10 protein-coding genes are annotated in these 14,230 nt (G+C 68.5%); 4 read left to right on the forward strand and 6 right to left on the reverse strand.

The genetic code is table 11. The features are described 5' to 3' along the window. Window positions 1-52: 52 nt before the first annotated feature. Both ABZU72_RS16605 and nrdR read right to left on the reverse strand, forming a co-directional pair. Window positions 53-2,974 carry a vitamin B12-dependent ribonucleotide reductase gene (locus ABZU72_RS16605; RefSeq protein ID WP_355019940.1) on the reverse strand — a complete coding sequence of 974 codons (2,922 nt, stop codon included), beginning with the start codon at window positions 2,972-2,974 and terminating at the stop codon, window positions 53-55. Between the two features lie 164 nt (window positions 2,975-3,138). Continuing rightward, window positions 3,139-3,639 carry a transcriptional regulator NrdR gene (nrdR, locus tag ABZU72_RS16610; protein ID WP_160025421.1) on the reverse strand — a complete coding sequence of 167 codons (501 nt, stop codon included), beginning with the start codon at window positions 3,637-3,639 and terminating at the stop codon, window positions 3,139-3,141. Between the two features lie 398 nt (window positions 3,640-4,037). On the opposite strand from nrdR, the gene ABZU72_RS16615 reads away from it, so the two are divergent. Further along, window positions 4,038-4,931, forward strand: a complete 894-nt coding sequence (locus tag ABZU72_RS16615; RefSeq protein WP_355019941.1) for a hypothetical protein — start codon at window positions 4,038-4,040, stop codon at window positions 4,929-4,931. A 112-nt stretch (window positions 4,932-5,043) separates the two neighbouring features. Here the strand turns inward: ABZU72_RS16615 and ABZU72_RS16620 are convergent, their stop codons facing one another. Then, a complete protein-coding gene (locus tag ABZU72_RS16620) occupies window positions 5,044-5,421 on the reverse strand; it encodes a LysM peptidoglycan-binding domain-containing protein (protein ID WP_355019942.1) in 378 nt (125 codons plus the stop codon). Window positions 5,422-5,603: 182 nt separating this feature from the next. Here ABZU72_RS16620 and lexA point away from each other — a divergent pair, with 182 nt between their 5' ends. The 3 genes from lexA (at window position 5,604) to ABZU72_RS16635 (ending at window position 9,768) form a co-directional block, all read left to right on the forward strand. Then, a complete protein-coding gene (gene lexA, locus ABZU72_RS16625) occupies window positions 5,604-6,371 on the forward strand; it encodes a transcriptional repressor LexA (protein WP_160025424.1) in 768 nt (255 codons plus the stop codon). A gap of 95 nt (window positions 6,372-6,466) precedes the next feature. Then, complete coding sequence (locus ABZU72_RS16630) at window positions 6,467-8,137, forward strand: alkaline phosphatase D family protein (protein ID WP_355019943.1); 1,671 nt, start codon at window positions 6,467-6,469, stop codon at window positions 8,135-8,137. A gap of 122 nt (window positions 8,138-8,259) precedes the next feature. Next, window positions 8,260-9,768, forward strand: a complete 1,509-nt coding sequence (locus ABZU72_RS16635) for an MXAN_6640 family putative metalloprotease (RefSeq protein ID WP_355019944.1) — start codon at window positions 8,260-8,262, stop codon at window positions 9,766-9,768. Window positions 9,769-9,823: 55 nt separating this feature from the next. On the opposite strand, the gene ABZU72_RS16640 is transcribed toward ABZU72_RS16635, so the two are convergent. The 3 genes from ABZU72_RS16640 to hflX all read right to left on the reverse strand — a co-directional run bounded on the left by ABZU72_RS16640 (window position 9,824) and on the right by hflX (window position 14,159). Then, complete coding sequence (locus tag ABZU72_RS16640) at window positions 9,824-11,818, reverse strand: ATP-dependent DNA helicase (protein WP_355019945.1); 1,995 nt, start codon at window positions 11,816-11,818, stop codon at window positions 9,824-9,826. Window positions 11,819-11,828: 10 nt separating this feature from the next. Then, window positions 11,829-12,581, reverse strand: a complete 753-nt coding sequence (locus ABZU72_RS16645; RefSeq protein WP_355019946.1) for an SGNH/GDSL hydrolase family protein — start codon at window positions 12,579-12,581, stop codon at window positions 11,829-11,831. Window positions 12,582-12,674: 93 nt separating this feature from the next. Further along, window positions 12,675-14,159: a GTPase HflX gene (hflX, locus tag ABZU72_RS16650; protein WP_355019947.1), complete on the reverse strand. Its 1,485-nt coding sequence runs from the start codon at window positions 14,157-14,159 to the stop codon at window positions 12,675-12,677. Window positions 14,160-14,230 lie beyond the last annotated feature (71 nt).

The following is a 14,230-nucleotide window of genomic DNA, read 5'->3' on the forward strand; positions in this document are numbered from 1 at the left end:
CGGTCCCGCACCCTTCCTCGGGTGCGGGACCGGACTCATTCAGCCTTCAGGCTCAGCTGCAACCGGAGGTCGAGCCGCAGCCCTCGCAGACGTAGCAGGAGCCGGCGGGGCGCATCTTGGTGCCGCAGGTGAAGCAGAGCGGGCTGTCGATGGCCATGCCGCTGATCGACTCGAGCAGCTCGGCGGTGGTGTGGGCGGTGGCCTTGGGCGCCTCCTCGACGACCTCGGCCTCCTCCTCGATCTCGGCCTCGACCGGCTCGGCGACGGGAGCAGCCGCAGCCTTGCGCTCCGGAGCCGGCTTCTGGACCAGCTCGGCGGCGGTGGTGCCGTTGCCGAGCTGCTCGTAGGAGCCGGTCTCGAGGTAGCGCTGACGCTCGTCGGCGGAGTAGATGCCGAGAGCAGAGCGGTCCTCGAAGGACATGTAGTCCAGCGCCAGGCGGCGGAAGACGTAGTCCATGAGCGACTGCGCCATGCGTACGTCCGGGTCGTCGGTCAGACCGGCGGGCTCGAACTTCAGGTTGGTGAACTTGGAGACGTACGTCTCCAGCGGCACGCCGTACTGAAGGCCGACGGAGACCGCGATGGAGAAGGCGTCCATGACACCGGCCAGGGTCGAGCCCTGCTTGCCGAGCTTGAGGAAGACCTCACCGAGCTCGCCGTCGGCGTGGGCACCGGAGGTCATGTAGCCCTCGGCGCCACCGACCGTGAAGGACGTGGTGCGCGAGACGCGGGACTTCGGCAGGCGCTTGCGGGTCGGCGCGTAGACGATCTTCTCGATGATCTTCTCGACGACCTCGGGCTCGACCTCGGCCTCAGCAGCCACGGCAGCGGTGGAGAGACCCTGGTCCTTCTTGGCGCTCTCCGACTTGCCGTCGGCCAGCGGCTGGCCGACCTTGCAGTTGTCGCGGTAGATCGCGGTGGCCTTCAGGCCCAGCTTCCACGACTCCATGTAGACCTGCTCGATCTCCTCGACCGTCGCGGTCTCGGGCAGGTTGACGGTCTTGGAGATCGCACCGGAGAGGAACGGCTGGGTCGCCGCCATCATGCGTACGTGGCCCATCGGCTGCAGCGCACGCTTGCCCATCGCGGTGTCGAAGACCTCGTAGTGCTCCTGGCGCAGGCCGGGGGCGTCGATGACGTGGCCGTGCTCGGCGATGTAGGCGACGATCGCCTCGATCTGCTCGGGCTGGTAGCCCATCTTCTTCAGCGCGCGCGGGATCACCTGGTTGACGATCTGCATCGAGCCGCCGCCGACGAGCTTCTTGAACTTCACCAGCGAGAAGTCGGGCTCGATGCCGGTGGTGTCGCAGTCCATCATGAAGCCGATGGTGCCGGTCGGAGCGAGCAGCGAGGCCTGGGCGTTGCGGAAGCCGTTGACTTTGCCGATCTCGACGACGTCGTTCCACACGCGGGTCGCCGCGTCGATGATGTTGCGGTCGACCGGGTTGATCGAGCGGACCGCGTCGTTGGCGGCCTGGTGCTTGCGCATGACCCGCTGGTGGGCCTCGGCGTTGCGGGCGTAACCGGCGTACGGCCCGACGACACCGGCCAGCTCGGCCGAGCGCTTGTAGCCGGCACCGGTCATCAGCGAGGTGATGGCGGCGGCCATCGTGCGGCCACCCTCGCTGTCGTAGCCCAGACCCATCGCCATCAGCAGCGCGCCGAGGTTGGCGTAGCCGATGCCGAGCTGGCGGTAGTCGCGGGTGGTCTCGCCGATCGCCTCGGTCGGGAAGTCGGCGAAGCAGATGGAGATGTCCATCGCGGTGAAGACGACCTCGCAGGCCTGCTGGAAGCGCACGGCGTCGAAGGTGTCGTCGTCCTTGAGGAACTTCAGCAGGTTCAGCGACGCCAGGTTGCAGGAGGAGTTGTCCAGCGACATGTACTCCGAGCACGGGTTGGAGCCGGTGATCCGGCCCGTCTCCGGGTTGGTGTGCCAGTCGTTGATCGTGTCGTCGTACTGCAGACCCGGGTCGGCACACTCCCACGCGGCGATCGAGATCTTGCGGAACAGCTCGCGGGCGTCGATCTCCTCGATGACCTCACCGGTCGTACGCGCCCGGAGGCCGAACTTCTTGCCCTCCTCGACAGCGCGCATGAACTCGTCGGAGACGCGCACGGAGTTGTTGGCGTTCTGGTACTGCACGGACGAGATGTCCTTGCCGCCCAGGTCCATGTCGAAGCCGGCGTCGCGCAGCGCGCGGATCTTGTCCTCCTCGCGCGCCTTGGTCTCGACGAACTCCTCGATGTCGGGGTGGTCGACGTCGAGCACGACCATCTTCGCCGCGCGGCGGGTGGCGCCACCGGACTTGATGGTGCCCGCGGACGCGTCGGCGCCACGCATGAAGGAGACCGGACCGGAGGCGGTGCCGCCGGAGGACTTCAGCAGCTCCTTGGAGGAGCGGATGCGGGAGAGGTTGAGACCGGCACCGGAGCCGCCCTTGAAGATCAGGCCCTCCTCCTTGTACCAGTTCAGGATCGAGTCCATGGAGTCGTCGACCGAGAGGATGAAGCAGGCCGAGACCTGCTGGGGGGACTCGGTGCCGACGTTGAACCAGACCGGCGAGTTGAAGGCGAAGTGCTGGTTGACCAGCAGCCAGGTGAGCTCGCGGCCGAAGAGGTCGGCGTCGGCCTCGGAGGCGAAGTAGTCGTTCTCCTTGCCGGAGGCGACGTAGGTGTTCACGACCCGGTCGATCAGCTGCTTCAGGCTCTGCTCACGCTTCTCGGTGCCGAGCGCGCCGCGGAAGTACTTGGTCGTCACGATCGTCGAGGCGTTGATCGACCAGAAGTCGGGGAACTCGACTCCGGTCTGCTCGAAGACGGTCGCGCCGGTCTTCCAGTTCTTCTGGACGACGTCGCGCCGCTCCCAGGTGATCTCGTCGTAGGGGTGGACGCCCTCGGTGCTGAAGATCCGCTCGATCTTCAGCCCGGCGCCTGCCTTCGCCGATGCCTGTGCCTCTGATGCCGTGTCTGTCATTTCGTTCCCCCTGTTGTCATCGATCGCTGTGCCGTGCTGCTGGTCGGTGCTGATGGTGGAGTCCTTGCTCTGTTCTATCTGTTTCCGCTGGTTGTGCCGTTGATTGGCCCGAGCAGGTCGCTTCCCCACGGCCTGCCCGGGCCGGTCTATGTGTCCCGTGGGACCTAGTCGGAGCCCACCGGGGCCTCGACCGGATGTTCTGCCTCGAAGTCCTGGACTTCCCGTTCCGTACGCAGCATCTGGATCTCACGCTCGAAGTCCTCCACCGACCCGAAGGCCCGGTAGACGCTCGCGAAGCGCAGGTAGGCCACCTCGTCGAGCTCGCGCAGCGGCGCGAGGATCGCCAGCCCCACCTCGTTGCTGGGAACCTCGGCCAGCCCCTGGCTGCGCAGCGCCTGCTCGACCTCCTGGCCGAGGCAGGCGAGCTGGTCCTCGGTGACCGGACGGCCCTTGCATGCCTTGCGTACGCCGTGCACCGCCTTGTCGCGGCTGAACGGCTCCGCTGCGCCGGAGCGCTTGGCCACCATCAGCTGCATCTGCTCGACGGTCGTGAACCGCTTCCCACATTCCTGGCAGACCCGGCGGCGCCGGATCTGGCCACCGTCCTCGGCCACGCGGGAGTCGAGCACCTTGGTGTCGCTGTGTCGGCAGAACGGACAGTGCACGGTAGAGCCCCTCTCGTGAGACCTGTGGATCCAGGCCGTCTCATTGGCGGCCCGAGCCTGTGGAACCTGTGGATATGAGCGTGAGTCCCTGTGGAACAACACCCCCATCGCTGTGGGCCATCCGCCCGTTCATGTGAACTAGATGTGGATAACTACAGCGGTGTAACTACTAGATGTAGTGGTAACCGTACGCCCGCCCCCACGACGATGCAAGCGAGCGTCGGGTTTACCCGCGTGCCCGGCGTGTCGCCGGTCAAACACCGAAAGATTCCGGTTCAGCGGCGACGGACTGGCCTGGATGAGTAAGAATGACCCCCGTGACAAACATCTCCGGAGGAAATCGCGTCGGGTCGCGGAGAGGCACGCGCCCCAGAAACGGTCCCCGGCCACCTTTCATCTTGCCTGCGATCGCGACACTGGCCTTCCTCGTCATCTGGGGAGTGCTCGTGTGGGTCGCCGTCGGTTTCGGGGCCGACGCACGGGGAGGCGATTCCGGCGCCTGGGCGAAGCTCGCCATCGCGGCGGTCGTTGCAGTCGCCTGCCTCTTCCTGACCTTCACCTTCGCCGGGAAGGCCTGGCGGGCCTTCTCCGGCTCCCCCACCACGCCACCCACCGACGACTACGCCGGAAGCCACTCCAACGCCTACGTCGAGGAGCAGGACTACTCGGCCCCGGCCTACGCCGACCAGGCCTACCCTGAGCAGGCTTACCCGGAGCAGGACTACTACGGCACCGGCTCCTACGGCTACGACGACACCGGCTACGGCCGGCACAGCTCCGACACCGGGAGCCAGCCGCCCTACGGCGACACCTCGAACCGCTCGGCCTACACCGACACCGGCTCCCAGTCGCCGTACGGCTACCCCAGCAGCGATCAGGGCTACGGCAACACCGGCAGCCGGGCCGCCTACGGCGCATCTTCCTACCAGCCGCCGACCAGCCCGCCGCCCACCCCACAGCCCTACTACTCCAGCCCGCCGACACCGACGTCGACGCCGCAGAGCACTCCGGGGTACGGCTCGCAGGGATACGGCACGGACAGCTACCCCACCCAGCAGGCCGGCTCCCCGCAGTATCAGTCCGGCGCCTACCAGACCCCGACCGGCTACGGCCAGACCGGCTCGCGGGCTCGACTGACCCAGGACCCCGCCGCAACCCAGGCGATGCCCTCCCAGCGTCAGCCCCAGGACCCGCCGGTCGAACCGGACGACGAGTGGCCGCCGCGGCACGGCACTCGCAACAAGCAGTGGCCGCCGGCCGAGCCGGACAGTCCCTACCGCGGGCGCCACTGACCCCAACATGCGAGAGTGCTGCAGACGCTTCCCATCGTCTGCAGCACTCTCACTTTTCCCCGGTAGCCGGCCGCCAGGGTTGAAGGAGCAGCCGGACATCTATAGCGGCGCCCTACGGCGCGGTCGGAACGATCAGCGTCTGTCCGGACACGAGCATCGAGGACTCGAGACTGTTGAGCTCCTTGATCCTCTGCTCCATCTCCCGAATCGAGGAGTCGGTGCCGGCGACGGCCTTCGAGGAGATGTCCCAGAGCGTGTCGCCATCGCCGACGACCATCGTGTGGGCGGTGGAGGAGGGACTTTTGTCGGCACCGTTCTCCACGGCGAACGCCACCTTCGCCCCGATCAGCGCGATCCCGAAGAGCACGACGAGCGCGAATGCGAACACGACGACTCGGCCGCGACGAGTGAGCCGCACGCTCGAGCGTCGCACCTCCGGCACCGGACGCGGTGGCTCGGCTACGGGCAGCACATAGACTGTTGCACTCATCTCACGGCCTCCTGATCACCAGTCTCTCGATCACGTGTTCGATCGAGCATATGTTCGAAGGTAGATCACGTGTTCGAACAACGCAAGTAGCGACCCCAAGAATTTTCGAACGCCGACACGCGCCGACCACGAGGTCGAACAAATGTTTGATGTCGTGGTGCCAGAGGGACTAATGTGGTGACATGACCACGCAGAAGACAGGCACCGGATCAGGCGGTTCGAAGAAGAGCCGCGTCCGCGAGCTGCCCGACGGGCCGCCGGACGCGACCGGGCTCACGCCGCGTCAGCAGCGGATCCTCGCTCACCTGCGCGACAGCATCGAGCAGCGCGGCTACCCGCCCAGCATGCGCGAGATCGGCGCCGCGGTCGGGCTGACCAGCACCAGCAGCGTCGCCCACCAGCTCCGCGCGCTGGAGCAGCGTGGTCTGATCCGCAAGGACCCGAAGCGACCGCGCGCCCTCGAGGTCTTCCTCCCGGAGGTCATGGCCCACCGCAAGGCCATGTCCGGCGAGGAGCCCGAGTCGACGATCACCGCCGAGGCCGACATCAACCCCAACCCCGACGCCGCCATGGTCCCCCTGGTCGGGCGGATCGCGGCCGGTGGCCCGATCCTGGCCGAAGAGACCTCGAGCCAGCAGAGCATCGAGGACGTCTTCCCGCTGCCCAAGCAGCTGGTCGGCAACGGCGATCTCTTCCTGCTCTCGGTCTCCGGTGACTCGATGGTCGACGCGGCGATCTGCGACGGCGACTTTGTGGTCGTGCGCCAGCAGCCGACCGCCGAGAACGGCGAGATCGTGGCCGCGCTGATCGACGGCGAGGCCACCGTCAAGACGCTCTCCCGCAAGGACGGCAAGGTCTGGCTGCTGCCGCACAACGCTGCGTACGAGCCGATCGACGGCACCCACGCGACGATCCTCGGCAAGGTGACGGCGGTCCTGCGCAGCCTCTGAGTCCTGCGCCACCTCCCGGAACGAGTCCGGGAACACTGCGTGAAATCCAGCCGCCGGCCCATGACAGGGCCGGCGGCTGCGTCGTTCCCTACAGCGTGACCCAGACGCAGATCGACCGCCGTACCCTCATCGCCGCCGGGCTGGCGACCGCCGCAGGAGCCGGGGCCATCGCTCTCCCCGAGCCCGCCGAGGCGGCAGGCGGCACGCTCAACCACTTCCAGCACGGCGTCGCCTCCGGCGACCCGCTCCCGGACCGCGTGGTCATCTGGACCCGGGTCACGCCGACGGCGGACGCGACTCCCGGGTCCGGGCAGGGCGAAGAGGTCCTGGTCCGCTGGGAGGTCTCGCCCACCGCGGACTTCGGCCGCGTCACCGCGAAGGGATCCCAGCAGACGGGTCCCGACCGCGACCACACCGTGAAGCTCGACGTCACCCGCCTGGCGCCGGAGAGCTGGTACTTCTACCGCTTCACCTACAACGGCCAGACCAGCCGCGTCGGCCGCACCCGCACCGCTCCTGCCGCAGACGCGGCCCCGGAGAACGTACGTTTCGGGGTGGTCTCCTGCTCCAACCTGCAGGCCGGCTGGTTCGCGTCCTACCGCCACCTGGCCGCCCGCGACGACCTGCACGCGATCCTCCACCTGGGCGACTACCTCTACGAGTACGGCCCCGGCGAGTACGGCTACGGCATGGCCAACGAGGACGTCCGGCCGCACGAGCCGGCCCACGAGATGCACACGCTGGCCGACTACCGGATCCGGCACGCGCAGTACAAGCGCGACGTCGACCTCTCCGCCGCCCACGCCCGGCTGCCCTGGATCGTCACCTGGGACGACCACGAGTCGGCCAACGACGCCTGGCTGCTCGGCGCCGAGAACAACGAGCCCGGCGAGTACGACTGGATCGACCGCAAGACCAACGCCAACCAGGCCTACGACGAGTGGATGCCGCTGCGCGTCGATGGCACAGCGACGGTGGAGACCGACGGCCATCTCCACGACCGCATCTACCGGCGGCTGCGTTTCGGCAACCTGCTCGAGCTGAGCATGCTCGACCTGCGCTCCTACCGCTCCCAGCAGGTCGCCCGCACCGACCTCGCCGGCGTCGACGACCCCGACCGCACGATCACCGGCGACGAGCAGCTGGAGTGGCTCAAGGACGGCCTGCTCACCGACGCTCAGTGGAAGATCGTCGGCAACCCGGTGATGATCGCGCCGGTCACCTTGGGTGCGCTCCCGAAGAGCCTGATCACCCCGGTCAACGACGTCACCGGCCTGCTGCCCGACAACGGCATCGCCTACAACGTCGACCAGTGGGACGGCTACACCGCCGACCGCACCGAGCTCTTCGAGCACATCCGCAACAACGCGATCACCGACACCGTCTTCGTCACCGGCGACATCCACTCAGGTTGGGCCTGCGACCTGCCGTACGACTCCGCCGTCTACCCGCTCGGCAAGACCGCCGGCGTCGAGTTCGTCGCCACCTCGGTGTCCTCGAACAACCTCAAGGACATCCTCGGTGCGCCGCGCCGCACGGTCAGCCTGACGGTCGAGAACATCATCAGGACCGCCAACCGCCACGTCCGCTACCTCAACTTCGACGACCACGGCTTCTCCGTCCTCGACGTGACCCGCAACCGCGCCCAGATGGACTGGTACGTCATCGGCGAACGCAAGGACTCCAATACTGCCGCCACCTGGACCAGGTCGTACGCCACCGCAACCGGAAGCAACAGGCTCCATCACGTCACGCAGCCCGTCTAGGCCGTGTCCGCCGGACACAGCGGCACTCTGCGCTTAGACTGCCCAGGTCTGCCTTCCCGAACGTCTGGTATCTCATGCGAAACATTGCCCGCCGGATCAACCGCAAACAACGATCCCTCGTCTTGATCGCAGGCATGGTCGTCGCGACGTTCGTCGCCACCATGCCCGCAACCGGTTCGACGCCGGCGACCTCGGTGAGGACCGGCGGTGACACCAGCGCCGAGCAGCCGGTGACGGAGAAGGCGGCCCGGGAGGCGCTCGCCGCGGCCAAGAAGGTCAAGCGCAACCAGTCGGTGCGCGGCACCCGGCAGGTCGTGCCCGGGCGGCACGTCGCCGGCCGGCCCGACGCGACCATCGCGCTGACCGACCTGTGGAACGCCAAGGATGCCCTGGACGGCTCCAACAAGGCCGCCGCGCGGGAATTGCTCGCCCGCCCGCGCACCGCGGCCCAGACCTGCAGCGACGCGGTCTGCGTCCACTACACGCCGGGCAAGGGCGGCGACCGCGCCTCGACGACGTACGCGACCCAGGTCCGTGACGTGGTCACGAAGGTCCACAACCTCTACGTGCAGGCGGGCTACCGCAAGCCCGCCGCCGACAAGGCGGTCACCCCGGGCAAGGTCGACATCTACCTGGAGAACCTCTACGACGAGGGCTACTACGGCTACTGCGCGCCCGAGACGAAGGTCTCCAAGACCGCCGCGACGGCCTACTGCGTTCTGGACAACGACTACGCCACCAGCGAGTACGGCTCGTACAACACGCCCACCGAGAACCTCCGGGTGACCGCCGCTCACGAATACTTCCACGCCGTCCAGTTCGCCTACGACGCCGGCGAGGACCGCTGGATGATGGAGTCCACCGCGACCTGGGTCGAGGACGAGGTCTACGACAGCATCAACGACAACCGGCAATACCTGGGCTACGGCCAGCTCGAGGACCAGCGCAAGCCGCTGGACAACTCCTACGCCTCCAACCTCGGCATCTACGGCAACTGGATCTTCTTCCGCTACCTCTCCGAGCGCTTCGCCAGGGAGCGGGGTGGCCTGCCAGCCGTGGTCCTCGATATCTGGAACCGAGCCCCGTCGACCTACTCCACCCTCGCCATCCGCCGGGCGCTCGCCGACCGCGGCACCACCCTGAAGACGCAGTACGCCCGCTTCGCCGCCGCCAACCTGGCACCCTCGAAGACCTACAGCGAGGGCGGCGCCTACTACGCGCCGGTCTACGACGGCCGCACCGCGCTGCCCGCCAAGCGACAGACCGTCGACGGCAAGTTCACGCTGAAGCACCTCACCTACGCCTCGCAGCGCCTCGTCCCGAAGAAGGTGGGCAAGGGCTGGAAGCTGCGGGTGAAGGTCGACCTGGCCCGACCCAGCGCCAACGCCGCCGTGGTCAGCATCTTCCGCACCGACGGCACCCGCGGCGTCTACTACCTCAAGCCCAACAGCAAGGGCATTGCCACCAAGACCTTCGAGGGCTTCTCCTCGAAGCGGATCCGCAAGGTCGAGGTCACCTTCGCCAACGCGAGCAGCAACTTCAAGTGTGGCCAGGGCACCGCGTTCTCCTGCCACGGCGTCGCGACCCCTGACAAGGCCACCCATCGCTGGTGGGCGAAGACCTACCGCTGACCCAACCCACGCCGAGTCGGCTCGTCATAACGAGCCGACTCGGCGTGCATTTCGGTCAGGCCGAGGCCATCTCCGAGAGCCGCTTGAGGGCCTTTCGTACAACGTCGGGGTCGGTGGTGGCCCACATCGGCGGCAGGCTGGCCTTGAGGAATCCGCCGTAGCGGGCGGTGGCGAGGCGGGCATCCAGGACGGCCACGACGCCACGGTCGGTGGTGGTGCGGATCAGCCGGCCGGCGCCCTGCGCGAGCAGCAGCGCCGCATGGGTGGCGGCGACCTGCATGAACCCGTTGCCGCCGGCCTTGTCGGCCGCCTGCTGCCGGGCAGACATCAGCGGGTCGTCGGGCCGCGGGAACGGGATCCGGTCGATGATCACGAGCTGGCAGGTGTCGCCGGGGACGTCGAGGCCCTGCCACAGCGACAGCGTGCCGAAGAGCACCGTGTGCGGGTCGGCGACGAACTGCGCGGCGAGTTCGGGCAGCTGTGCGTCGCCCTGGGCCAGCGTGGTCAGGTGAGGCAGCTTCTGGCGCACGACCTCGGCGGCGGCCTCGGCGGCACGACGGGACGAGAAGAGCCCGAGCGTACGTCCGTCGGCGGCGTCGACGAGGTCGACGATCTCGTCGAGGGTCTTGGCGCCCATGCCGTCGCGCCCGGGAGGAGGCAGGTGGCGGGCGACGTAGAGGATCCCCTGCTTGCCGTAGTCGAACGGGCTGCCGACATCTAGGCCGATCCACGGCAGCACGTCATCGGTACGCTGCGCCGCGGCGCCCACCGCGGTGCGCTCCTCCGCCTTGAGCCCGAGGGATCCGGCCACGGGGCCGAAGTCGCCGCCGAGCTTGAGGGTCGCCGAGGCGAAGACGACGGTCTTCTCGGTGAGCAGCTTCTCGCGCATCTGCGCCCAGACCTGGAGCGGCGCGACGCAGAGCCGCGGCGGGATCCGGTCACCGCCCTCGTTGAGCCAGATCACGTCGCGCTCGGAGCCCGCGGCCATCCGCTCGGCGGTGGTGAAGACCTCCTGCAGGCCACCCTTGGCCTGCTGGAAGCCGGGGTCGGCGCCCTCGGAGTCCTTCGGCTTCGGCAGCGCGGAGATCGCGGACCGAGCGGCGTCACGCACCAGCACCAGGGCGTCCGAGACGACCTCGGGCAGCGTGATCAGCCGCCCGGGTGAGGTCTCGTTGATCGCCGCGCGCAACGCGTCGGAGGCGTCGGCGAGGTCATCGGCCTCGGAGCCCTCGATGTGCTTCTGGGCCCGCCGGGCGGCCCGCTCCACCTCGGCCGCGGTCAGCTCGTCGGTCGCCGCCTGGGTCACCCGGGCGACGAGCTCGTGGGCCTCGTCGATCACGACGGCGTCGTACTCCGGGATCATCGGCACACCCTCGATCGCGTCGATCGCGAGCAGGGAGTGGTTGGTGACGATCAGGTGGCTCTTCTGGGCCTTGTCCTTGGCGACCTCGGCGAAGCACTCCTCGCCGAAGGGGCACTTGGCGGCGCCGAGGCAGTCGCGATGGTTGACGGAGACCTGGCGCCACTCGCGGTCGGTGTGGCGAGGCGCGGAGTCGCGCTCGCCGCTGCCGCCCTTCTCCGCCTGCTTCTCGGCCCAGCTGCGCAGCTCGAGGACCTTCTCCGCCATCGGGCCCAGCGGGACGTCGACCAGGGTGCCCTGGTCGTCGGGGGCGCCCTCGCGCACCCGGTGGAGACAGGCGTAGTTGGAGCGGCCCTTGAGGACGGCGTAGGACGCGTCGATGCCGGGGCGCGAACCGATCGCCTTGACCAGGCGCGGCAGGTCGCGTTCGACGAGCTGGTGCTGCAGCGCCAGGGTCGCGGTGGCGATCACGACCCGGCTGTCGTGGAGCAGCGACGGGACCAGGTAGGCCAGCGACTTCCCGGTGCCGGTGCCGGCCTCGACCAGCAGGTGCTCCTCGTCGGCCAGGGCCTGGGCGACCGCGTCGGCCATCAGCACCTGACCCTCGCGAGTGGCCCCGCCGAGGGTCGCAACCGCATCCGCCAAGGCTTCACGTACGGGCGTCTGGGTGGCGGTCTCGGTTACGGTCACCCAGGCAACTTTAGCCGTGGGCGGGGACAGTCTCCGATCGGCTCTCCGCGATCCGGCGGGCGACGATCTCCCCGAACTGCATGTGGCCCGCCACCGTCAGGTGGGTGTTGTCCGCGAGCATGGGCAGTTCGAGGTCGAAGACGTTGATGTACGTCACCCCGTACTCCGCCGAGACCCGCCGCATCATCTTGTTGACGACCCTGATGGCCTTGGCGCGGGAGTTCACCTTGGGCGCACTGAGCACGATCACCTCGTGGTCCTTCAGCTCGTCCAGGGTGGCCCGGAAGCCCTTCTCGACGTCGTCGAGATCGCTCTTGGAGTCGTTGATGCCGCCCTCGAGCACGACCAGGTCGGCCCCCTGCGCCACCGCGTCCGGAACACGCTCGGGGAACGAGATCGGGCCGCACCGCTCCATCAGCTCGTGCGAGTAGCCGGTGCCGCCGAAGCCGGAGACCCGCACCTCGCCGTCGAGATAGCGCGGCCAGGACAGCCCGGGGTCGTCCAGCCCGAAGCCAGAGGCCCAGGAGTCACCGATCACCACGACCCGCTCGCCGGCTCCGGTCACCACGGAGGCGCGGGTCACCGACTCGGCGGCCAGCCGGGTGCACAGGTCCTGGGTCACCTCGGCCTCGTGGTTCGCCTTCTGCCCTGGGAGGGCGGCGTCGTCCTGGCTGCCACAGCCCGCGAGCGCGGCCACCAGGACAGCACCAGCCAGCGCGCTCACGATCGTGGCGCGCGCCGCGTGGCGTACCTCTGTCCGCATCCCTGCCCTCTCCGAGACTGATCGTCCCAAGTGTGCGGGACGATCCTGGCATCACCAATCTCGAAACGCCGGATCAGAGTGCGCGCTCCGCGCTCAGTTCGTGTACGCAGCCAGCTCGCCGGCCAGGTCCGCGTTGGCGCGGCCCTTGACGACGGTGCCTTCGGCGGTGTGCTCGAGGTGGTCGATCTCGCCGTGCTGGTGGATCCGGTTGACCAGGTCACCCCGCTCGTAGGGAACCAGCGCGGAGAACTCGACGCCCGGCCGCGGCAGGTCGGTCTCGACGGCCTTGATGGCCGCGTCGATGCCCTCGCCGGTCTTGGCCGAGACCGCGACCGAGTGAGGTTCGGCGCGCAACAGCCTGGCGATCACCAGCGGGTCGGAGATGTCGGCCTTGTTGATCACGACCAGCTCCGGCACCTCGCTGGCACCGATCTCGGCGAAGACCTCACGCACCGCCGCCAGCTGACCCTCGGGGTCGGGGTGGGAGCCGTCGACGACGTGCACGACCAGGTCGGCGTCGGCGACCTCCTCCAGCGTCGAGCGGAAGGCCTCGACGAGCTGGTGGGGCAGGTGACGCACGAAACCGACGGTGTCGGACATCGTGTAGACCCGCCCGTCCTCGGTGGTGGTGCGGCGGGTGGTCGGGTCCAGGGTCGCGAAGAGCGCGTCCTCGACGAGCACCCCGGCACCGGTGAGCCGGTTGAGCAGCGACGACTTGCCGGCGTTGGTGTAGCCGGCGATCGCGACCGCCGGGATGTGGTGGCGCTTCCGGTCGGCACGCTTGGTGTCGCGGGTGCCCTTCATCGCCTTCAGCTCACGGTTGAGCTTGGCGATCTTGGTGTTGATCCGGCGGCGGTCGGTCTCGATCTTGGTCTCACCGGGACCACGGCCACCGATACCGGCACCACCGGCGACGCGGCCACCGGCCTGGCGGGACAGATTGCCACCCCAACCACGAAGCCGCTGCTTCATGTAGCTGAGCTGGGCGAGCTCCACCTGCGCCTGGCCCTCGCGGGACTTGGCGTGCTGGGCGAAGATGTCGAGGATCAGCGCGGTTCGGTCGACGACCTTGACCCCGGTGCGGTCCTCGAGGTTCCTGAGCTGGCTCGGGGCCAGCTCGCCGTCGGCGATCACGGTGTCGGCGCCGGTCGCGGCGACGATCTCCTTGAGCGCCTCGACCTTGCCGCGTCCGATGTACGTCGCGGGGTCGGGCGCCTGGCGACGCTGGTAGATCGCCTCGAGCACCTCCGAGCCGGCCGTCTCGGCGAGGAGCGCGAGCTCGGCCAGGGAGTTCTCGGCGTCGGTCTGGGTGCCGCCGGCCCACACGCCCACGAGCACCACTCGCTCCAGGCGAAGCTGGCGGTATTCGACCTCGGTGATGTCCTCGAGCTCGGTGCGCAGGCTGGCGACGCGCTTGAGCGCGTGCCGCTCGGCGAGCTCCATGGCACCGACGGTCGGGTCGATGTCTTCGGGATCCTCGTCGGCATAACCCGACTCGAAGCTGTCGTCGAGCGCGTCCCAGTCCTCGGTGGCCTCGAGCTCGTCAGCGAGTGAAAAATCGTGTGCGTTGTTCGTCATATACCAACAAGGATACGGCGCCGCACCACCCGGGGGACAATGCTTATCCACAAGCCCGATCCGGGGCCGGT

This window comes from Nocardioides sp. NPDC004968, assembly GCF_040608935.1.
Classification (GTDB): domain Bacteria; phylum Actinomycetota; class Actinomycetes; order Propionibacteriales; family Nocardioidaceae; genus Nocardioides.

Excerpts from the sequence above, each read along its gene's own strand:
- ABZU72_RS16605 (WP_355019940.1), bottom strand. The coding sequence starts at position 2,974 with ATGACAGACACGGCATCAGAGGCACAGGCATCGGCGAAGGCAGGCGCC.
- ABZU72_RS16645 (WP_355019946.1), bottom strand. The coding sequence starts at position 12,581 with ATGCGGACAGAGGTACGCCACGCGGCGCGCGCCACGATCGTGAGCGCG.
- lexA (WP_160025424.1), top strand. The coding sequence starts at position 5,604 with ATGACCACGCAGAAGACAGGCACCGGATCAGGCGGTTCGAAGAAGAGC.
- hflX (WP_355019947.1), bottom strand. The coding sequence starts at position 14,159 with ATGACGAACAACGCACACGATTTTTCACTCGCTGACGAGCTCGAGGCC.
- ABZU72_RS16620 (WP_355019942.1), bottom strand. The coding sequence starts at position 5,421 with ATGAGTGCAACAGTCTATGTGCTGCCCGTAGCCGAGCCACCGCGTCCG.